The 21,974-nt window shown below is 52.8% G+C and carries 16 protein-coding genes; 12 read left to right on the top strand and 4 right to left on the bottom strand.

Annotated features, from left to right (window positions below; all coding sequences use genetic code 11):
- The first annotated feature begins 13 nt into the window (after positions 1-13).
- The 6 genes from ACTHTU_RS04175 (at position 14) to ACTHTU_RS04150 (ending at position 8,112) form a co-directional block, all read left to right on the top strand.
- Complete coding sequence (locus ACTHTU_RS04175; RefSeq protein WP_440361840.1) at positions 14-829, top strand: RNA methyltransferase; 816 nt, start codon at positions 14-16, stop codon at positions 827-829.
- Positions 830-869: 40 nt separating this feature from the next.
- Positions 870-1,739: a DUF1853 family protein gene (locus ACTHTU_RS04170; RefSeq protein ID WP_440361839.1), complete on the top strand. Its 870-nt coding sequence runs from the start codon at positions 870-872 to the stop codon at positions 1,737-1,739.
- A 35-nt stretch (positions 1,740-1,774) separates the two neighbouring features.
- Positions 1,775-3,034 carry an RsmB/NOP family class I SAM-dependent RNA methyltransferase gene (locus ACTHTU_RS04165; protein ID WP_440361871.1) on the top strand — a complete coding sequence of 420 codons (1,260 nt, stop codon included), beginning with the start codon at positions 1,775-1,777 and terminating at the stop codon, positions 3,032-3,034.
- 265 nt (positions 3,035-3,299) lie between these two features.
- Positions 3,300-4,568 carry a TolC family protein gene (locus ACTHTU_RS04160; RefSeq protein WP_440361838.1) on the top strand — a complete coding sequence of 423 codons (1,269 nt, stop codon included), beginning with the start codon at positions 3,300-3,302 and terminating at the stop codon, positions 4,566-4,568.
- Between the two features lie 42 nt (positions 4,569-4,610).
- The gene (locus tag ACTHTU_RS04155; protein WP_440361837.1) at positions 4,611-6,794 is read left to right on the top strand and encodes a type I secretion system permease/ATPase; all 2,184 of its coding nucleotides are present in this window, start codon (positions 4,611-4,613) and stop codon (positions 6,792-6,794) included.
- Between the two features lie 88 nt (positions 6,795-6,882).
- Positions 6,883-8,112 carry an HlyD family type I secretion periplasmic adaptor subunit gene (locus ACTHTU_RS04150; RefSeq protein WP_440361836.1) on the top strand — a complete coding sequence of 410 codons (1,230 nt, stop codon included), beginning with the start codon at positions 6,883-6,885 and terminating at the stop codon, positions 8,110-8,112.
- Positions 8,113-8,195: 83 nt separating this feature from the next.
- Here ACTHTU_RS04150 and prfH read toward each other — a convergent pair whose 3' ends face one another.
- The 3 genes from prfH to pheA all read right to left on the bottom strand — a co-directional run bounded on the left by prfH (position 8,196) and on the right by pheA (position 11,456).
- Positions 8,196-8,834: a peptide chain release factor H gene (gene prfH / locus ACTHTU_RS04145; RefSeq protein ID WP_308881412.1), complete on the bottom strand. Its 639-nt coding sequence runs from the start codon at positions 8,832-8,834 to the stop codon at positions 8,196-8,198.
- A 2-nt stretch (positions 8,835-8,836) separates the two neighbouring features.
- Positions 8,837-9,970 carry an RNA ligase RtcB family protein gene (locus ACTHTU_RS04140; RefSeq protein WP_440361835.1) on the bottom strand — a complete coding sequence of 378 codons (1,134 nt, stop codon included), beginning with the start codon at positions 9,968-9,970 and terminating at the stop codon, positions 8,837-8,839.
- 397 nt (positions 9,971-10,367) lie between these two features.
- Positions 10,368-11,456 (bottom strand): prephenate dehydratase, encoded by a 1,089-nt coding sequence (pheA, locus tag ACTHTU_RS04135; protein WP_049323519.1) that lies wholly within the window; start codon positions 11,454-11,456, stop codon positions 10,368-10,370.
- A 171-nt stretch (positions 11,457-11,627) separates the two neighbouring features.
- On the opposite strand from pheA, the gene tsaE reads away from it, so the two are divergent.
- Positions 11,628-12,098, top strand: coding sequence for a tRNA (adenosine(37)-N6)-threonylcarbamoyltransferase complex ATPase subunit type 1 TsaE (gene tsaE / locus ACTHTU_RS04130; protein WP_070823947.1), 471 nt, complete (start codon positions 11,628-11,630; stop codon positions 12,096-12,098).
- Entirely contained in the window at positions 12,086-13,333 is a 1,248-nt protein-coding gene (locus tag ACTHTU_RS04125; protein ID WP_440361834.1) for an N-acetylmuramoyl-L-alanine amidase, read from the top strand. The genes tsaE and ACTHTU_RS04125 overlap by 13 nt, the downstream gene beginning before the upstream one ends.
- Positions 13,334-13,398: 65 nt before the next feature.
- Here the strand turns inward: ACTHTU_RS04125 and ACTHTU_RS04120 are convergent, their stop codons facing one another.
- Complete coding sequence (locus tag ACTHTU_RS04120) at positions 13,399-14,010, bottom strand: DUF4230 domain-containing protein (RefSeq protein WP_440361833.1); 612 nt, start codon at positions 14,008-14,010, stop codon at positions 13,399-13,401.
- 189 nt (positions 14,011-14,199) lie between these two features.
- Between ACTHTU_RS04120 and ribBA the strand changes: the two genes are divergently transcribed.
- The 4 genes from ribBA to ACTHTU_RS04100 all read left to right on the top strand — a co-directional run bounded on the left by ribBA (position 14,200) and on the right by ACTHTU_RS04100 (position 21,972).
- Positions 14,200-15,540 carry a bifunctional 3,4-dihydroxy-2-butanone-4-phosphate synthase/GTP cyclohydrolase II gene (gene ribBA, locus ACTHTU_RS04115; protein ID WP_377072267.1) on the top strand — a complete coding sequence of 447 codons (1,341 nt, stop codon included), beginning with the start codon at positions 14,200-14,202 and terminating at the stop codon, positions 15,538-15,540.
- A 254-nt stretch (positions 15,541-15,794) separates the two neighbouring features.
- Positions 15,795-19,238 (top strand): TonB-dependent receptor domain-containing protein, encoded by a 3,444-nt coding sequence (locus ACTHTU_RS04110; protein ID WP_063068229.1) that lies wholly within the window; start codon positions 15,795-15,797, stop codon positions 19,236-19,238.
- A 159-nt stretch (positions 19,239-19,397) separates the two neighbouring features.
- Positions 19,398-20,363 (top strand): Slam-dependent surface lipoprotein, encoded by a 966-nt coding sequence (locus tag ACTHTU_RS04105; RefSeq protein ID WP_063068230.1) that lies wholly within the window; start codon positions 19,398-19,400, stop codon positions 20,361-20,363.
- A 115-nt stretch (positions 20,364-20,478) separates the two neighbouring features.
- Positions 20,479-21,972: a surface lipoprotein assembly modifier gene (locus ACTHTU_RS04100; protein ID WP_440361832.1), complete on the top strand. Its 1,494-nt coding sequence runs from the start codon at positions 20,479-20,481 to the stop codon at positions 21,970-21,972.
- Positions 21,973-21,974: the final 2 nt, after the last annotated feature.

Below are 21,974 nucleotides of genomic sequence, written 5' to 3'. Positions count from 1 at the left end.
CAGAAAACAAAACATGACTTCCGAAAAACCCGCCCTGCCCGCTTATCTGGACAACATCCGCATCATCCTCACGCGTACCAGCCATCCTGCCAATATCGGCTCCGCCGCCCGCGCCATGAAAACAATGGGCCTGCACAAACTGACCATCGTCGCCCCCAATCTGATGGCAACGCCGATGACGGAAAATCCGCCCGTATTCGATCCGGAGCACCCGCAATCATTTGAATTACCGGAAGAAAGCTTCATCCTCGCTTCCGGCGCGGCAGACGTTTTGGAAAATGCCACCATTGCCGCCTCTTTGGACGAAGCCCTTGCCGACACCACCATCGCCTGCGCCCTGACCAGCCGCCGCCGCGAAATCACCGCGCCGCTGCAAACCCCGCGCGATTTGGTGCCCGAATTACTGCAGGCCGCCAACCGCAGCGAGAAAGTGGCACTGGTTTTCGGCAACGAAACTTTCGGCTTGAGCATCGAAGAAGTTCAAGCCTGCAACCGACTGATGACCATCAACGGCAATCCCGACTATTTCTCGCTCAACCTTGCCCAAGCCGTGCAGGTCGTGTGCTACGAAATCTTCAGCCAAACCGATTCGCCCATGACCCACCTGCAACAGGAAGACCACGCTGCGACCCACGAGCAAATCAAAGGCATGGTCGCCCACATGGAAAGCGTGATGAACGACATCGGCTTTTTCAACCGCCGCAACGGAGAGCGCCTGATGCGCCGTATGCAGAGCCTGTTCGGCCGCGCCAACACGCAAACCGAAGACATCGACATCCTGCGCGGTTTTTTCAATACCGTCAGCCATCGCATCCATAAAAAAGACTGATTGAGGCCGTCTGAAAACATTACAAGCTTTTTCAGACGGCATGACTGATATTCGGATAAGCATGAATTACGCCCTAGACGCATTATGGTGGAAACTCACCAGCCAACCCATCCGCGATCTCGCCTCGCTGCTGACTGCGCCGCCTTTGTGGCAAAGCGGTTGCGAATTGAGCGTGCGCGAACTATTGGGGGAGCACGGTTTCCGCTACCTTTTGGCATTGGACGCCGATCCCGCGCCGCTGAATGAACACCTTGCCCAACGCGCCCCATTCGGGCACCGTCTCGGCATTTATGCCGAAGAGCTGCTGGCTTTTTGGTTTGCCAACGCGCCGCACGCCAAACTGCATGCCTACAACCTGCCCGTTTTTTCAGACGGCCAAACCTTAGGCGCTGCGGATTTCGTCGTTTCCCTCAACCAACAGCCCTACCATATCGAGCTGGCGTGTAAATACTACGGCGGAGACCAAGTGCAAAACCTGCGCGGCCTCAATCCCAAAGACACGCTGACGGACAAGGCCGCCAAATTGGTGCAGCAATCCCAGCTGCTGCATACGCCGCAAGGCAAAGCAACCTTAGCCGCACAAGCCCTGCCGGAAAATCCGCTCCCTGTTTCCATCGTGCGCGGCATCGGATTTTTTCCACAAGGTTCCCATGCTTTTGAGCCGCCACTTAACTCATACGGCTGGCGCGGCATCTATATTCAAGATTGGGCGGAATACGGGTTTGAACGCCAAGAAGCGCGTTATCACTTGCTCGACCGCATGGCCTATCTTGCACCTGCGCGTGTCGCCGAAACCGAAACATTAAACGCAACCGAAATCCGCCGTATCGACCAAGGCTTGATTGCCGTTTTGGAATTACGGCCGGACGGCTTTTGGCACGAAATCGAACGCATCATGAAGGCCGTCTGAAACCCTTTACCAACTTTAAGAGAACCCATTACATTATGAACGCCGCACAACTCGACCATACCGCCAAAGTTTTGGCTGAAATGCTGACTTTCAAACAGCCTGCCGATGCCGTCCTCTCCGCCTACTTCCGCGAACACAAAAAGCTCGGCCGCCAAGACCGCCACGAAATCGCCGAAACCGCCTTTGCCGCATTGCGCCACTATCAAAAAATCAGTACCGCCCTGCGCCGTCCGCACGCGCAGCCGCGCAAAGCCGCTCTCGCCGCACTGGTTCTCGGCAGAAGTACCAACATCAGCCAAATCAAAGACCTGCTTGATGAAGAAGAAACAGCGTTCCTCGGCAATTTGAAAGCCCGTAAAACCGAGTTTTCAGACGGCCTGAATACCGCCGCAGAATTGCCGCAATGGCTGGTGGAACAACTGCAACAGCATTGGAGCAAAGAAGAAATCCTCGCTTTCGGCCGCAGCATCAACCAACCTGCCCCGCTCGACATCCGCGTCAATAGCTTGAAAGGTAAACGCGACAAAGTATTGCCATTGTTGCAAGCCGAAAGTGCCGATGCAGAGGCAACGCCTTATTCGCCTTGGGGCATCCGCCTGAAAAACAAAATCGCGCTTAACAAGCATGAGCTGTTTTTGGACGGCACGCTGGAAGTCCAAGACGAAGGCAGCCAGCTGCTTGCCTTATTGGTGGGCGCAAAACGCGGCGAAATCATTGTCGATTTCTGTGCCGGTGCCGGCGGTAAAACCTTGGCTGTCGGTGCGCAAATGGCCAACAAAGGCAGAATCTACGCCTTCGACATCGCCGAAAAACGCCTTGCCAACCTCAAACCGCGCATGACCCGCGCCGGACTGACCAACATCCACCCCGAACGCATCAGCAGCGAACACGATACCCGCATCGCCCGACTGACAGGCAAAGCCGACCGTGTGTTGGTCGATGCCCCTTGCTCCGGCTTAGGCACGCTGCGTCGTAATCCCGACCTCAAATACCGCCAATCTGCCGAGACCGTGGCCAACCTTTTGGAACAGCAACACAGCATCCTCGATGCCGCCTCCAAACTGGTGAAACCGCAAGGCCGCTTGGTGTACGCCACCTGCAGCGTGTTGCCGGAAGAAAACGAGCTGCAAGTCGAACGTTTCCTGTCCGAACATCCCGAGTTTGAACTCGTCAACTGCACCGAACTTCTGCAAAGCCTGAAGGTCGATTTGGATACCGGAAAATACCTGCGCCTCAACTCCGGAGAACACCAAACCGACGGCTTCTTTGCCGCTGTATTGCAACGTAAGGATTAAGGTTGAAAAAGGCCGTCTGAAATCCTTTCATACGGCCTTTTTGATAGATTTTTTACATTAAAATTATTAGATACGATAGTCGCGCTTTGCAATAATATACTTTGAGGCCTGTATCTCGACCTTTTATCAGAATATTGTGAAAAGCTGGAAAAAATGCTTTATGCTTTGTAAATGTATGTGTTCTCGTTCAAAATTTGCCCGGTCATGACCTCAGGCGATACCCGATACAGACAACGATAATATATAAATCATTTGGTTAAAAATCATGCCGCATATTTATTCTTCCCCCACAAAGCCCCGTTTATTGTCATCGGCCGTTGCCGTCGCCTGCTGTCTGCTGCCGTTTCAGACGGCCTCTGCATACAGCCTGCAAGACATCCTCAGGGATGCTTTAATAAGCGACCCGATTGTGCGTGAAGCCAAAGCCACTCAAGAAGCAGCGCAAAGCACGACCAAGGCCACCCGTGCGCGCCATTATCCTGTCGTTACCCTGACCGGCACGAAAGTGCTGGCGCAACACAATAAATACAACAGTAACGACATGGATGACGGTATCGGCGTGCGCGGCAGCGTGAACATCTACTCATGGGGTGCGATTGAAGCCGCCGTCCGCCGCGACCGCAGCCGCGAAGAATACTATCAACACAAATACACCGAAAGCCAAGAGCAGCTGGGCAGCGATATCGGCCGCCTTTATCTGAGCGCATTGCGTGCAAAAGAAACCCTGCTCCTCAACGAGCAGACTTTGGCGCGCCATAACGCCCTCATAAAAACCCTGACCACAATCGTCAAACAGGATGCCGGCCGCCACTTTGAACTGATTGAAGCGCGCGCACGCCAGCTGCAAGTAGCCAACATTATCGCCCAACAACGCCGCACCATAGATTTGGCGCTGAGCCGCCTATCCCGCTATACCTCGCGCCAGCTGACCGCCAACGATTTGGAAGATCCGTTTAAAAACGATACGGCGAAATCCATCAGCGAACGCTACAACAACCCCAACCGCAACAATAATCCGTCCTATCAGGCGCAATTGGCCGAGCGCGACAGCGTCCGTGCAGATTTGGATGCGTCCAAAGCCGAACGCCTGCCTGCCCTCAATTTGGAAGGCAGTGCAACGCGCAACACCAGACAGCTTTATTTAAACGTTGCATGGAATGTGTTGGATATTGCTGCACGCCACAATGTAGAGCGCAATGCCAAATCATTGATTGCTGCAGAAGCCAAGTCCGAACAAATCCTGCGCGACATGAACGAACGCGTTCAAACGTCGGCCATCGATATGCAGGAAAGCGAACAGCGCACCGCATTAACAGCTCAACATATTCTCGCTCAAAAAGATGTTATCAAAGCCTATGAAATGCAATTTAGAGTTGCAAGACGTACGCTGACCGACGTTTTGAGCGCATACAGCGAGTTATCCTCCATCGAGCAGGATTACGTTGCCGCCCGCAACGATTTCCGCGATGCGGCACTCGACTATTTAAATACTCAGGCCAAAATCTCCGCTTGGGTCGGTTTGGCAAAAAAATAAAGCCATATCCGCCGGTTAAATCAAAAACATTACGCGAAAAATATGAAAGCCATCATTGAACACATCGTTTTAGTGACCCGCCTTTTGGGTGCACCCGTATCCGAAGCCGCTTTGTCCGCCGAAGTCGTGCGTGACAAAAAGCTCAAGGTCAACTATCACTCGCTGGTCGAAATTCTGCGCAGCCACGGCTTTGAAAACACCTTATCCAAACGCAATCTGGAAGATATCCCCTCGCTTGCCGTGCCGGTCATGATTATCCTGCACAACGAAGAAGCAGCGGTCATCACCCAAATCGAAGGCTCAGGACAAGAGCGCAAATACCATATCCGCCAGGTTGACGGTTTGGAACAGGAACTCAGCCACGAGCAGCTCTCCGGCCTGTATTTGGGCTACTGCTGGTTTATCAAACCCAAAATGGCTACCGATATGCGCTCGGAGCTGCCTGAATACCATTTGCCCAAAGCATGGTTTTGGAAAGTCATTTGGCGTTTCCGCAGCTACTACTACCAAGTCATTTTGGCCACAATCATCATCAACTTCCTTGCGCTCGTCAGCTCCCTGTATGTGATGAACGTGTACGACCGCGTGATTCCCAACCAAGCCTATGAAACCTTGTGGGTATTGAGCATCGGCGTGGTCTTGGCGATTTTGTTTGAATTTGCCGCCAAGATGATTCGTGGTCATTTGACCGATATTGCCGGCAAAAAAGCCGACCTAATCATCAGCTCGGCCCTGTTCCGCCGCGTGATGGCATTGCGTCTAGCAGACCGTCCCGCTTCATCCGGTTCATACGCCAGCAACCTGCGCGAATTTGAAGCCGTACGCGAGTTCATGACCAGTGCCAGCTTGTTGACCATTGTCGACTTGCCTTTCCTGTTGCTGTTTATCTTCGTAATTTCCATGGTCGGCGGCAAACTGGCACTCGTTCCCCTAACCATCATTCCGATTGTCGTGATTGTCGGTTTTGTCGTACAACGCCCGCTCTCTCGCCACATCAACGAATCGATGAAAGAAGGTTCGCAACGCTCCGGCCTTGCCGTTGAAGCCATCGAAGGCATCGAAACCCTGAAAACCAACAACGCCACATCTTGGGCGCAACAACGCTGGGACGAATACACCGCCAAAACTTCCGCTTCTTCCATCAAAGTCAAAGACACCAGCAACTTTATGGTCAACTTCGCCGTTGCCATGCAGCAGCTCAACACCGTCTTCTTGGTCGTCGTCGGTACCTATCTGATTCATGCCGACAACCATGCGGAACGCATCACGATGGGTGCGTTGATTGCCTCCGTGATTCTGTCCGGCCGCGCCTTGGCGCCGTTGGCACAAATCGCCGGTTTGGCTACCCGCTTCCAACAGGCCAAACTTGCCCTTAAAGGCGTAAACGACATCGTTACCCGCCCTATCGAGCGCAATCCGGAACGAAAATACATTACTTTGGACAATGTTCAAGGCAGTATTACCTTTGAAAACGTATCGTTCAAATATCAAGCCGACAACAACAGCGCGGTCGAAGATTTGCGCCTGACCATCAAACCGGGCGAAAAAGTCGGTATTTTGGGCCGTATCGGCAGCGGTAAAAGCACCATGCTCAAACTGGCCAGCGGTCTGTACGACACTGAAAAAGGCAATGTTACCCTTGACGGCGTCGATATGCGCCAGCTTGACCCCAACTTCCTGCGCGATCAAGTCCTGCTGTTGAGCCAATCGCCACGCCTGTTCCTCGGCACATTGCGTGAAAACATGGACTTGGCGCGTACCGGCAGCTACTCTACCGACCAAGACTTACTGACTGCGCTCAACCGCTTCGGCCTCGACAAAATCATCCGCAACCATCCGCGCGGTTTGGATATGCCTCTGGGTGAAGACGGCTTGGGCTTGTCCGGAGGTCAAAAACAAATCATCGCCTTGGCGCGCATGACCTTGCGCAACCCGAAAGTCGTCTTGCTGGACGAGCCGACCACCAGCCTGGACCAAGCTACCGAACGCATGGCGCTCAATGCCATTGCCCAATGGGGTCGCAACCGCACCATGCTTTTGGTGACCCACCGTCCGCAAGTGCTGCAAATCGTCAACCGCATCATTGTGATGGACAATGGTAAAGTCGTGATGGACGGCCCGCGTGACCTCGTATTGCAAAAACTCATGCAAAACGAACAGGCCAAAGCAGCCAACGTCAAACAACAGCAACAAGCTGCTGCTACCTCTCAATCAGCAGCACGATAAAGCAAAAGGCCGTCTGAAACCTACTTGCCCTTTCAAACAGCCTGCCCTAATGGTTAAAATCCACCAAACACAATAAAGACACACGATTATGAGCCACGAAAACAACGTCAAATCCAAAGATCTCGACCTTATCAACGACCTCAACGCCGCCCTTCAAAAAGAAAAACACAGTGGCCAGTTTATTGTCATCATCCTGTTTTTTATTCTGATGATTGTCTTCGTTATTTGGGCTTACAACAGCCCTGTCGAAGAAGTGACCCGTGGCAACGGCAATATCATTCCCAGCAGCCGTGAGCAAGTAATCCAAAGCCTGGATCCCGGCATCGTAACCGAAATCATGGTTAAAGAAGGAGATATGGTCGAGAAAGATCAGATTCTGATGAAACTCGACGACACACGCAGCTCCGCCGTTTTGCGCGAAAGCGAAGCCAAAGTCGCAAACCTCGAAGCCACTATTGCCCGCCTTAAAGCTGAAGCCTACGGAACCAAGCTCTCCTTCCCAGACAGCGTGAGCCCTGAGCTTCGCCGTCGCGAAATTGCCGCCTACAAAGCACGCCGCCAAGTCATGGTGGATGCCATCAACGGCCTATCCCAAAGCAAGGCCGCACTTGATCGAGAGATTGCCATTACTGCTCCTCTTGTTTCCGAAGGTTATGTTTCCGAAGTCGAACTTTTAAGAATGCGCCGCGATTCCGCAGACTTGGCTACCCAAATCTCCGAACGCCGCAACCGCTACAAAGCCGATGCCAACAACGAACTCTTGCAAGCCGAATCCGAACTGGCGCAATCCAAAGAAAACGTTGCCATGCGTGCCGACCCGGTTGAACGCTCACAAATCCGCGCGCCTATGCGCGGCATCGTCAAAGGCATAAAAGTCACCACCATCGGCGGCGTTGTGAACGCAGGCGAAGACATCATGCAAATCGTCCCAGTTGACGACAAACTGTTGGTCGAAGCCTATATCCGCCCGCAAGACATCGCCTTTATCCGCGCAGGCCAACCTGCATTGGTTAAAGTCAGCGCATACGACTACTCCATCTACGGCGGTTTGGAAGGCAAGGTTACCCTCGTTGGTGCCGATACCGTCAGCAATTCCATGCAAAACCGTGCCAACGACCTGAAACTCGACCCGAACCAAGTCTATTACCGTGTTCTCGTCCAAACCGAAAACAACTCCCTGAAAGACAAAAATGGCAAACCTATGCCGATTATTCCGGGTATGGTTGCAACGGTGGACATCAAAACCGGTGAAAAAACCATCTTCCAATACCTGATCAAACCGATTACGCGTATGAAACAAGCGTTGAGCGAACGCTAATCGATAAAACGATAAAAGGCCGTCTGAAAGTTTTCAGACGGCCTTTGTTTATGTTTTAAATACCTCCTTATCCGGCAGGCAAATTACTTCTCCTTAAATGCAGTACCGACAAACGTCCTTTTCGGATTGCCGCGTTCAACTTGATAGAGTTGCGCGTGCTGCTCCTGCGCAAAATTTCCAGCCTGTCCGACATGATGTTCCGCCAGCTTTTGCGCCAATAACATTACCGCCAATTTTTTATTGGCATGCTGGCTACGTTCGCTCTCGACCCGCACGGAAATGCCGCTTTCTTTATGGGTAGCGCGAACGGCGCTTTCAGTTTTATTGACGTGTTGCCCACCCTTGCCACCCGAACGACAGGTTTGAAACTCGATTCCGTTTTCAGACGGCATTTCATACATCTGCGGCATATCGGGCAAGCGGAAAACGCCTATATACCAATTTTTACGCGGATGTTTCGGACGGACAGGGCTGGGGCATATCCATTGGAGCGTCCCCTGCCAAGTTTGCGCTAAGCTTTCGGCTTTCTGCCCTGCCAACTTAAGCGTCGCCGACAAAATGCCGTGCTTATCGGCGGTTTCGGTAACAAGTTCGGCATCAATGCCTTTTACTTGAGCTTCGGCAAGCAATTTGGCCAAGACGAAACGGGCAAATATACGGCACTCTGCCGGCCCTTGCGCGGTGGAAATTTGCAGATAAACCGCTGGTGTATTCTGTTTCATCTTTACGCTCCACACTCGCCGCCGGTTTTATAAGTCAAAACAGGTTTAAACCGCGCGACCAATTCAATCAAACCAGCGTTTTTCATGGCAGTAATAACGCTGTCGATGCTTTTATAAGCCTGCGGCGCTTCTTCAAAAATCAGTGCCTTATCCTGACAAACGACTACGCTGCCAAATTCGGTCTGGCGCAGGCTGTCGGCAGTATATTTGTGCGACAGCCTGCCTTTACATTCGCCGCGCTGCCATTTCCGACCTGCGCCGTGAGCCAATGTGTTCAACGAAATTTGGCAATCTTCGGCAGGTCGGACCAGATAGCTGTAATCGCCGCGCGAGCCGGGTATCATAACCAAGCCTTTATCGGTGGGCGTTGCACCTTTTCGGTGCAGCCAACCGGTTATGCCGTCAATCTCGGTTTGCTCCAAAAAATTATGGTGGACATCGAGCAGGCATGTTCCTTCTGCACGCCAACGGTCAAGCATTCTGGCCGCAATCAAACGGCGGTTAAGGCTGGCAAATTCAAGGGCTGTTTGGTGTTCGGCAAGGTAGGCTGCTGCCGCTTCGCCCCCTTCTGCCAAACCTTGATGCCCAAAGGCGGCAATATGGCGTTGCAAAATCTGCTGGCCTAATCCGCGCGAACCGCTATGCACCAACAGTTGCAGATAGTTTTCATCAAAATTAGGCGGAAGCAAATCGATGCGATAAACGGTATCAACGGTTTGCAACTCGGCAAAATGGTTGCCGCCGCCAATCGTACCTACGGCAAGGCCGTCTGAAAATTGGCGCATATCGACAGCGTCGCCTAACAAATCAACCTGTTCGTCTTTGTTCAACGGCGTATCGATATTACCCAGTTGTTTGGCGAGTTTAGCCGGTTTGAGTTTGGCTGCGCGTAAATTGGTCTGCCAAAACGCCATACCGCAACCGATGTCGTTCCCAATCAGGGCAGGATAAAAATGACGGTCGCTGAAAAATGCCGCACCAACCGGATAACCGCGCCCTGCATGCAAATCCGGCATTCCGGCAACGCGCAGCATATGCGGTAATCGGGCGGTGGTTTCGAGCTGTGCGACAGCGTTGCCTTCAATCCATGTATTTGAATCGGCAATAATTTGAATATGATGGGGATAATTGCCCATGTGTTTATGCTTTCTTTAAAACGGATAGAAACCGTCAACAGATGACAATAAGTATCCACCGTCTGCGAAATGTTCAGACGACCTGGTTTCTAGCCGATAATCGTAGGGAAAGCAGCCCGAAGCGGGCGACATGGAATGCGAAAAGCGTTATCCGAAAGTCAGACCGACGCTTGGGCTGCAAAGAATGTGATTGAGCGGATTGAAGTATTGCGTGTCATGGCTTGCTCCTTTCTTTGCATGAAAATATTAAAAACGTTCGGATTATAGAGTGTTCATTTCCAATCATGCAAACTTACTGACATCAATCTGCCAATAATGTTGCATAAATGGCAACTATTGAGAACATAATTTAGGCCGTCTGAAAACTTTTCAGACGGCCTTTGATACCCAATAATCCTTACAAAACAACGGTTGGATAAGAACCGACAACTTTCACGAAGGAAGCGCGTTCGCCCAAAAGCTGCAAGGCTTTTTGGACATTTTCATCGCTTTGGTGGCCTTCGATATCGATGAAGAACAGGTATTCCCACAAAACCGATTTGCTTGGACGGCTTTCAAATTTGGTCATGGAAATGCCCAACTCGGTGAAAGGTTGCAATAAAGAAGTAACGGCACCGGCACGGTTCGGCGCGGAGACGACCAAAGAGGTTTTATCGTTGCCGCTGCGGCCGGTTTCTTGATGGCCCATCACCAAGAAGCGCGTGGTGTTGTTCGGTTCGTCTTCGATACACTCGGCGGCAAAGCTCAACTGATAAATTTCCGCGGCGATACGTCCGGCAATGGCGGCCACATTCGGGCTGTCAGACTCGGCAACCAACCGCGCTGCTTCTGCATTGCTGGCTACGGCGATACGTTCCGCATTGGGCAGGTTGCGGCCGAGCCAGTCGTTGCATTGCGCCAAGGCTTGGGCATGGGCGAAAACTTTGGTAATGCCGCCGATTTCGTGGCTGTCTTTACGCAGCAGATTGTGATGAATGCGGACAACCACTTCGCCGCAGGCTTTCAAAGCGGTTACGGCCAACAAGTCTAAAGTACGGCCCACTGAGCCTTCGGTCGAGTTTTCTACCGGTGCCACCAAATAATCGGCTTGACGCGTTTCAACCTGTTTAAAGCAGTTGTCAATGGTGGTACACGCCATGGTGTGTGCGGCATGGCCGAAATGTTTGATGGCGGCTTGCTGGGTAAATGTTCCCTTCGGGCCCAAATAGGCAATCGTCAGCGGACGCTCTACCGCCAAACATTCGCTCATAATCTCGCGAAACAGCCGGGTAACCGATTCATCCGGCAAAGGGCCGCGGTTCAAATCCTGAATCCGGCGTAAAACGGCCACTTCCCGTTCAGGACGGTACACCGCGCCTGTCCCTTTCAATTCGCCGATAGCATGCGCATGACCGGCGCGCTCGTTGAGCAAACGGAGGATTTCCGCATCGATGCTGTCGATGGCATTGCGGTGTGGCAATAATTGTTCGTCTATGGATAAAGGCATAAGCTGTCTCGCAATTTTATGGGGGATATTTTGATTTTAACATTAAAGGCCGTCTGAATTCCGTTTTCAGACGGCCTCAACACTATCTTTATCTAACTTTATCGTCTATCAGGTTTGCAAACGCCGCCAATTCCATCATAATTAAGCCTTTTGAACGACAAGGCCTATTCCATGCACTCAAACGGACTGTACACCCGTTTTCTGCCCGATGAAGAAGCAACCCTGAAACTGGGTGAAGAATGGGGCAAACAGCTTTCCGCTCCGCTGACCATCTATCTTGAAGGCGGGCTGGGTGCAGGCAAAACCACGCTGACACGCGGGATTTTGCGCGGACTGGGGCATACGGGAGCAGTCAAAAGCCCGACTTACACCATTGTCGAATCTTATCCGCTGGATACATTCACCCTCCACCATTTCGACCTCTACCGCTTTACCATGCCCGAGGAATGGGAAGATGCCGGTTTGGACGAATTGTTTGCGCCCGACAGCATCTGCCTCATCGAATGGCCGCAACAAGGTGGGGAATTCACGCCTCCGGCAGACATTACTATTACATTGACGTACACCGATAAGGGCAGAACCTGCACCTTTTCCGCCCACACAAACCAAGGCCGAAAAAGTTTAGAATCATGGTCAAATTAACTAGAAGACACATTCTCCGTCAAGGCACAGGACTATTTCTCACCCTCACGCCCGTTGGTGCCGCATTGGCCAAACCGGCCTCTCCTGCGCAATTCCTTGCCGTCCGCATTTGGCCGGCGAACGCCTACACACGCGTTACCCTTGAGAGCAACCACTCGATGAAATACCAACATTTTATGTTGGATAACCCCAACCGGTTGGTCGTGGATATTCAAGGTGCGGAAATCAACAGCGTCCTGCAAGGCATTTCCAGCAAAGTGCTGTCTAACGACCCTTTTATCCGCAGCATTCGTGCCGGTCAAAATACGCCCAATACCGTGCGTATCGTCATCGACCTCAAACAAAGCACCCATCCGCAAGTCTTTGCGCTCGCACCCGTCGGTAACTTCAGAAACCGCTTGGTTATCGACCTCTATCCGCACGGCGCAGATGCCAACGACCCGATGATGGCCTTACTCAACGGCAATGTCCCCAAACAACGTCAAAATACCAATATCGCATACGACACCCCTGCCCCTAAAAACAATCGCGGCAGCGGCGGCAACCGCCGTCCTGTGATTATGATCGACCCCGGTCATGGCGGCGAGGACCCCGGCGCAATCGGCCCGAGCGGCCTCAAAGAAAAAAATGTCGTACTCTCCATCGCACGCGAAACCAAAAAACGCCTCGAAGCCTTGGGTTACAACGTATTTATGACGCGCAACGAAGACATCTTTATCCCATTGGGCGTACGCGTTGCCAAAGGCCGTGCGCGCAATGCCGACGTATTCGTATCCATCCACGCCGATGCCTTTACCAGCCCGTCTGCACGCGGTACCGGCGTATATATGCTCAATACCAAAGGCGCGACCAGCTCGGCGGCAAAATTCCTTGCCCAAACCCAAAACAACGCCGACGCCATCGGCGGCGTACAAACCAGTGGCAACTCCAATGTCGACAACGCCATTTTGGACATGACCCAAACCGCGACCCTGCGCGACAGCCGCAAGCTCGGCCATTCCGTCTTGACCGAATTGGGCAAACTCAACCAACTGCACAAAGGCCGCGTTGACGAGGCTAACTTTGCTGTCCTCCGCGCGCCTGATGTTCCGTCCATTTTGGTGGAAACTGCCTTCCTCTCCAACCCTACCGAAGAGCGGCTGCTCGGCAGCGAATCCTTCCGCCAACAATGCGCCCAAGCCATTGCAACAGGCATTCAAAAATACATCAATACCGCCGTTTTACGACGCGGATAATGGTTTAATGAAACAAAGGCCGTCTGAAAATTTTTCAGACGGCCTTATCTTTTCAAGCAATCTATTTAACCGCACTTCCCTACTGCAGCCGGATAGACAGATACCTTCGTCTGCGTCAATGCAAATAAGTTTTCCAATTGCGTTTGCGCCTGACGGTTGGCATGTTCCAAAATCTCAGCCTTGCACGCGCTTTGCAATACCTGCCGTTTCGCCTCTTCCTGCACCGTCTTAAATACAGACTTATCCATAGGCAGCAAATTAAACGAGCCGGTCTGAATATCGTACACTTCGATATTTTCCAAATCCACGCTCAAGATTTCCACCGCCGGCAGGCTGATCAATACCTTGTCATCCACAATATTGACATTGTCCGAGTTCAACTTGTCCAAATCCAAACCGGCCAACACCTTACCGCGCACAATAAAAATACCGCTTTGAGAATCCTGCCAAAGCCTGCGCCAATCCCCTTTTTTCTCCGTACGGATAATCGTATCGATATAAAATGCCGTACTTTCCAAGCGGTTCATCTGCTTAATCTGCATCAAAACCCCTTCGCGGGACAAAACCTGATGTTCTTCGTTCTGACCATGCAGGGCATAAAACCAGCCGCCTGCAGCCGTCAGCACACACAACACCAGCACGACCAATCCGCGCCCAAGCATTTTCATTTCAAACATCCCCCGTTAAAATAATCATCAAAACATTCCCCATATTCTCCCAAAACCGTCAATTTCAAGCCATACCCAGGCCGTCTGAAACAATAAATTTCATTACCAAAAAGTAATAAAAAATCTCAACAAACAAAGTTTGCCTTTTGGTAAAGACAAGACTACAATCCATTACACACAATTCAATTTCATCTCATCATGAATACCACCGACCTGCGCCGCCACAATCTGCGGCAATGGATAACACAACACTACAACGGCCAGCAGACCAAGTTTGCACAAGCCATCGCCATCAACCAAGGCGAGCTGTCCGCCCTGCTGAAAAACAAATCTTTCGGCGAGAAAAAAGCCCGAAAAATCGAGCAGGCAGCCAATATGCCTGACATGTGGCTGGATCAAGACCACCAAGACCGCCACGCCCCCACCATCAGCCAAGAAAGAAATACCATGTCCCACATCTCCACCATCCCCGAAATCCTAGCAGACATCAAAGCCGGCAAAATGGTCATCATCACCGATGCCGAAGACCGCGAAAACGAAGGCGACTTGCTGATGGCCGCCCAATTCGTTACCCCAGAAGCCATCAACTTCATGATCAAAAACGCACGCGGCTTGGTCTGCCTGCCGATGGACGGCGAAATGGTCGAAAAACTCGGCCTGCCCATGATGACCCAGAAAAACGGCGCACAATACGGCACCAACTTTACCGTCTCCATCGAAGCCGCCCACGGCATTACCACCGGCATTTCCGCCGCCGACCGCGCCCTGACCATTCAAACCGCCGTTTCCCCATCCGCCAAACCAGAAGACATCGTCCAACCCGGCCACATCTTCCCACTCCGCGCCCAAAAAGGCGGCGTACTCGTCCGCGCAGGACATACCGAAGCCGGCGTCGATCTGGCACAAATGAACGGCCTGATTCCGGCCGCCGTCATCTGCGAAATCATCAACGACGACGGCACCATGGCGCGTATGCCCGAACTGATGAAATTCGCCGAAGAACACAATCTCAAAATCGGCACCATTACCGACCTCATCGAATACCGCAGCCGTACCGAAAGCCTGCTCGAAGACATGGGCAACGCACCCGTACAAACCCCGTGGGGCGAGTTCCAACAACACGTTTACGTCGACAAACTCTCCGGCGAAACCCACCTCGCCCTCGTCAAAGGCACACCAACCGCCGACGAAGAAACCCTCGTCCGCGTCCACGAACCCTTCAGCGTCATGGACTTCATCCAAGCCAATCCGCGCCATTCATGGTCGCTGCCCAAAGCCCTTGAGCGCATCCAACAAGCCGAAAGCGGCGTAGTCATCCTCCTGCACCGCACCGAAGACGGCGCCACCCTGCTCGACCGCACCCTGCCCAAAGGCGCAAACCAAGCCTACAAATGGGACAGCAAAAGTTACGGCATAGGCGCACAAATCCTCGCCGGCCTCAACGTCAAAAAACTGCGCGTCCTCGGCCAGCCATCATCCTTCACCGGCCTCACCGGCTTCGGCTTAGAAGTCGTCGGTTTTGAAGAAGCTGAAAAATAATCTTGCTTGATTGATTCTCAAAGTAAATGAAACAAAAGGCCGTCTGAACATTTTCAGACGGCCTTTTCATATTTCTATTTATCTGAATATTATCCAAATAAAATTATGATAAAAACGACTATTTATTAGATTATTTCAATAATGATAAGAATAATCAATTATGATATAAATATTAATAATATTTAAAAATTTTATATTTTTTATATAAAAGAGTATTTTAACCTCTTATATTAAGTTCTTAACAAAGAGAAACTATGTCTACTTTTACTCCCAAACCCAAAATAATTATTCTCAGCCTTGCCAGCGCATTCAGTACATTAACCGTTGCTAATGCCATCGAAACCTCAGCTCAACCCAAACAATACCAAGAATTGGATACCGTTGTTGTCAGTGGCAAACGTACCAACGACCAAAAAGGCGCGGACGACGTGTATTACAAAAACGTCTCCAACGCCTATGTTGGCAAAGAATACCTCGAACGCTACCGCGTCCAATCCGCCGGCGACGTACTCAAAGGCTTAAACGGCGTGTACAACATGAACACCCGCACCGCCGGCGGCGCGATTACGCCCAACATACGCGGCATCACCGGCAAGGGCCGCATCCCCGTTACTGTGGATGGTACAGAGCAAACCATAGACGTATGGATGAACAACTACGGAGTGGGCGACCGCAACTACCTCGACCCCGCCCTATTCCGCAGCATCGCGGTGGAAAAAAGCCCCGCCCTCACGCGCGGCGTGAAATCGGGCGTCGGCGGCGCGGTAACCATCCGCACCATCGAACCCGCCGACATCATCCCCGAAGGGAAAAAATTCGGCTTCCAACTGAAAACGGAGTTCTCCAACAACAGCAACAAACAGGCCAACAACCTCAACCAATGGCTGGGCTGGGAAGACTACCGAACCCTGCCTTTCGGCGCGACGGCCGACGGCGCGGGCGGCGGCGTCGACCCGCATACCGGCAAACAAAGCCCGCAGGCCTTGGTGGCTGACGGCCTGACCCCGCCCAAACATAAAAGCGGCCGCGACAATTGGCGTTTCGGCAATGACCGCAGCTATATGGCCGCCGCCGCCTTCAAAACCGAACTTTCAGACGGCCTGGCCGCCTACAGCTACCGCGACAAGGGCAACTACTTTGCCGGACGCAAGGATGCGGAAGGCTACCTGCACAATCCGGTATACGACCTGCAAAAATGCGGCGATGAAGGCGGCAGCGAATTCGACTGCAAAAACTCCGCCACCTTCGTGCCCAATATGGCCAAGGTCTACCACCCCGGTGTGGAAGTGTTCAACAGCAACATCAGGACCAAAACCCTGCTGCTGAAAAACAACTGGCATCTGCCTAGCAACCATAAACTTGGCTGGCAGTATATGCGCACCGACGTGCGCTTCGGCGAAATCAACCCCTTCCACGCCACCTATGTGATGAATATGGAAGAGCACAACCCCAGCAGCCGCCCCAGATCATTGTCGCCGCAGATGCAAAGTATCGATTCCAATATCCGCACCGACACCTACAAACTCGGCTGGGACTGGAAGCCCGAAAACAGCCGCTGGATAGACCTGCAGGCCAACTTGTGGCGCATCAAAACCAACTCCACCCGCCACCAGAGCGGCGGCATGGATTTGTCTGCCGCCCGCCCCGACCCCTATTACGATGCCTGGTACTGGTGTACCAAACGCGGACAACTTCCGCCAGATTATGCTGACAACTACAGCAGCTGCGGCAGCCTGCTGAACGATTACGGCATCAACGGTTTGAGCAAAGAAGAAGTGATGAAAATCCTGCCCAACGAAAACGGACAATACCGTGTGCTTTCCGGAGCAGAACAGAAAACCCGCGTCAGCCGTACGGGCTTCGACCTCAACAACCGCTTCCGCCTACACCCGCGCCTGAACATGACCCTGTCCGCCGACTATCAGAACGAGAAGCTTGAGGAAGAAGTGGATGTGGTTAACTCTCAGGATTTGTTCAATCTTGCCGGCATGGCCACCGGCATGACGAAAATCGCCGGCCCGCGCGGTGGCAAACGGCGCGAATGGGGAACAAACTTGGTATTCGACTGGCAGGCCACCGACCGTTTGAAAATCTCCGCCGGCATCCGCTACCACAACTTCAGGGGCTTCGATACCGCCCTGGCCGAAGGCCGCGCCCGCCGCGACCCACGCTATCAGGCCGGAGGTGGCGACAGCGGCACTTATTCGGACGGTGTGTACATCCCATATTTCGAGCTGGTTGGCGATCGGGAGCGGCGCGATTGGGACGCGGTATCCGAACAGAGCCGACGTGCCCACCAGTCAGGCGATGATGCCGCCATCGCCGCCGCCAACCGGGCTATGCAGGCGCACGGCGCACGCTATAAACTGCCGAAAGAGTATAATAGTTCGGAATATAAGGTATACGACCAGTATCAATATATCGGCAGTGACGGGCTTGCTTATGGTGACGGTACAGGTTATTATGGTAATAATTCTCAAAATCATCCGTTGTACCGGGTGCGCCCCGTATATGTGCCGTTTGTGAACGGCAAGCTGGACAGCGGTTCGCTGCCCGAACATTTCCATGATTTTGTGAAAAATTATCAGGAAAAGGTTGCCAATCCACAGGGATTGAATCAGTCACATTACCGATATTGGGCAGGGTTGGGGAATTCTGAGAACTGTATAAGAAATAGCGTAATAACCTGTCTTGATCATTACAAAGCAGGAAAACTATCCAATATGGGTGTCGGTTATCCGGAAACCGGCGGTGATACCGGATCAGAACATAAGATTATCAATAAACACTACACTGAAGAGCAATACTGGGCGCAGCCCAAACCGATACGCGCCCATGCCTGGGCGCCGACCGTCGCCGTCAGCTACGACCTGACCGACAACAACCGCTTATTCGTGCGCTACGCGCAGATGACCCGCTTCCCCAGCGTGTACGAAGTCGGCAGCTTTTACAACGACCTGGACTATGTCGGATCGCCCAAAGCGCCGAATTTCCGCTTCAAGCCGGAACGCAGCCGCAGCCTGGAAATCGGCTACAACTTTAACTTCGCACCGCACTTTGCCCGGCTGCGCCAAGGCGATATGCGCCTGACCTACTACCGCAACCGCATCCGGAACGTAATCGAGACCACCGACCATTTCCGCACCGTGCAATACGACAGCAAGGATACCGCCGGGCTGGAATGGCAGGGCCGCATCGACAGCGGCCGCTTCTTCGCCGCGCTGGGCGCGACCTACCGCCTGAAACAGCAGATGTGCGACCGCGACACGGCCTTCGATTTCGACCCCTACGGCTACAAAGGCATACCGGTCTGCATCGAAGGGGGCTACGGCAGCACGCGCGGCTACCAGGCACTGCAGCCGAAGTATTCGGTCAACCTTGATGCGGGCATGCGCGCCTTGGGCGAGAAACTCGAATTCGGCCTGCGCGGCATCTACCACAGCCGCGTCAATACCAAGCAATACGACCAACTGTTGAAGCGGGGTTTGGGGCATATCTTCAACAGCACCGGCAAGCCCTACCATTGGAACCCCTCGCTGACATGGGACGTGTACGGCCGCTATCAGGTGCACAAAAACCTCAACGTCAACTTAGGCATTACCAATCTGACCAACCGCTACTACCTTGACCCGATGTCCAACGTGCCCGCCCCCGGGCCGGGCAGGACGGTTACCTTCGGGCTGACGGCGAAATTTTAGCCGGACGGATAACGACAGGTGCGGCAAACGCGCCGGACATAGGGATACACAAACCAAACCGCCCCGCAGGGGAAGGCTTTTTGCCGTTTTTTCCGCCAGCCGGCGGCAATAAAGCGGATGTTTGTTGTTATTCACTTAATGTTTAAAAGGAGACTTATCATGTCTATCTTCAAACAAACCCTGTTGGCCGCGACGCTGTGCGGTGTTTTTGGCGCAGCCGTCGCCGCTCCGGAAGGTGGTTCAAGTCAAAAAAGAAAGGATGGCTATTGGATAACGGTCAAACCAGGTACCTCCAGTTGGCAGCCCTTCGGTGCTGGCAAGGCAGGCTTAGCATTCAGTACCGACAACGGCCATAGTTGGTCAAACTCCATCAATCTGGAAGACGGCCCGGTTAAACATATCGGTATCAAATATAAACAGGGCACACAGAAAGTTCCGATTAACGGCAACGACCCCTATGCCAATGTGGACGGCACGCGCAATCCGCATTATCTGACCTTAAAGGATGTGAAACCGGTAATCGGCTGGTTCTATAATCCGCCGTTGGGACAGGTGTGGTATGAAAACCGCCACAACAACACCGAAGTATACAGCGTGCGCCAGATGGCCAACCCGGCCATTCCCGCCGCACCCAAGTTCGGCGGCCTAGTCATCGCCAAGGTGCCGGGTATGAACGGCAGCGACGGCAACGTGTTCTTCGGCGAATGGGCACCGCGCAAAGGCAATCCGCCGCAAAACAGTACGGATTTGAATATGGCGGACGGCAAACGCACCGTTTGGTATGTAGGCGACAATCCGACCCGAAATATGCCGAAGCTCGTTAATGCTAAATACAATGTATTGGGCGTGAACAAACACACTCCCGGCCGCAACGATTTCTACACCGGTACACTTACCGCTAATTACGGGACAGGGTCAGGTTCACTGACAGGCAGTATCTCCCGTCCAGGTGACAGTGTAAACTTCGCCGGTACCAATATTCGGAGCAACGGCACATTTGACAACGGCAAGGTGAACGAACATATTACCGGCCGTTTCTACGGCAACAGTGCGGAAGCCTTGGCCGGTATCGTGGATCGCGCGGGAGCAGATAAAGATGTAGCCTTCGGCGGTCGCAAACAATAAGCCCAAATTGTCAAGAATACAACGGGATGCAGCTTGACCATAGTCTGCATCCCGCTTTGGTTTTATCGAATCTGACTTCTTTCAGACGGCCTCCCCGCCCAAAGGACCCTATCCCATGAAACACCACTTCTGCCTGCTTTTTCTACCGCTCTGTACGGTCTGCCTTGCCGCCCCGTCCGACGATGCCGCGGACGAACGCCGCCGCCTGCTGGACGAGGGCAGCCGCCAAACGCAGCAATACCGCGAAAGCGGCTGGCTGGACACGGAGCAGGCACACGGGGAAGTGGGAGAAAACGACGACTACATCATGATAGACGGTACAGTCTACCAAGTCGGCGACACGGCGGAAGAGTTGGAAAGCGCGATTTACCACGCCCTCAACGCGCGGCAGTGGCACAAGGTGCGCCAGTTCGCTGCCCGCTACGCCAAACTGCCCCAGCATAAACCCGCGCTGATTCATTTGGCTGATGCGCTGCAAAAACGGGACGAAGGGGATTTCCACGCGGCGGGGAACAGTTTTCAGACGGCCTTGGAAGCCGAACCCGACAACCCCCGCCTGCTGCTCGAAGCGGGGCGGTTTTATGCCGAAGACAACCAAAACAAAGAGTCCGCCGCCGCGTTTGAGAAAGTTCTGAAAACGGATATTCCTGCTGAAACCCGCCCCATCGTGGAAAACTATCTGTCCGAACTGGGCAAACGCCGCCGCTGGCACGGCCAAATCAGCCTCGGCTACGGCTACAATAGCAATGTAAACCAAGGCAACGGCATCAACCAATGCGTGTGGGAAATCTCAGGCATGTGCCTGATGGAGCGCACCCTGCCCGCGCCAACGGATTCGACCTTCTCATCCTATAGCGCGACCGCCGAAAAAACCATCCCGCTCAAAGGGCATCACGGTGTACTGGTGCGCGGTGTACTGTACGGCAACCGCTACACGGAAAAAGACAAAGATTCGACAGCCATGCCGGATTACAGCTATCACAACAGTTCGCTGTACGCGGGATATACCTATGCCGACACACGCTCCTCCTTTTCCCTGCTGCCCTATTTCGAATACGACTTCCGCAACCGCCACACCCACTACCGCGCATGGGGTGTGGATGCCGACTGGTCGCGCACACTCTCCCCGCGCTGGCGTGTCAATGCCCGTGCCGGAGCGAAAAAGACCGGATACAGCGGACAAAGCAAAGATTATTTTGCCGACTACAAACAATACGAACTGGGCGCGGGGACAGAATTTTCTCTCACATCGAAAAGCGGCCTGTTCGCCAACTTTGATGCAACACGCAAAGCCTATCCCGAAAAATCTTCTTCCAGCAAGGAATATACAACACGGCTGGGAGCGTATAGTTTTTTTTCAAGCGGTACTTACCTCAACGCCATCCTGCTTCACCGCCGCAGTCTTTATGATGCGGCAAGTTTTGTCAGCGACAACAAACGGCGGCGCGACAATCAATACATAATGATAGCCGCTGTGGGCTTTCCGCAGTGGAACCTTAAAGGCGTGTATCCTGAATTTCGTTTCAGACGCTCAATCTCCCATAGCAATACAGCACATTACCGCTACCGTCAGAATGAATGGTTACTAAATTTTAAATATCGATTTTAAAA

The sequence above is a fragment of the Neisseria sp. P0020.S005 genome (assembly GCF_051957055.1).
Lineage (GTDB): Bacteria > Pseudomonadota > Gammaproteobacteria > Burkholderiales > Neisseriaceae > Neisseria > Neisseria subflava_A.
Note: the sequence above shows the minus strand (reverse complement) of the source record. Positions and strands in the feature narration are given on the sequence as shown.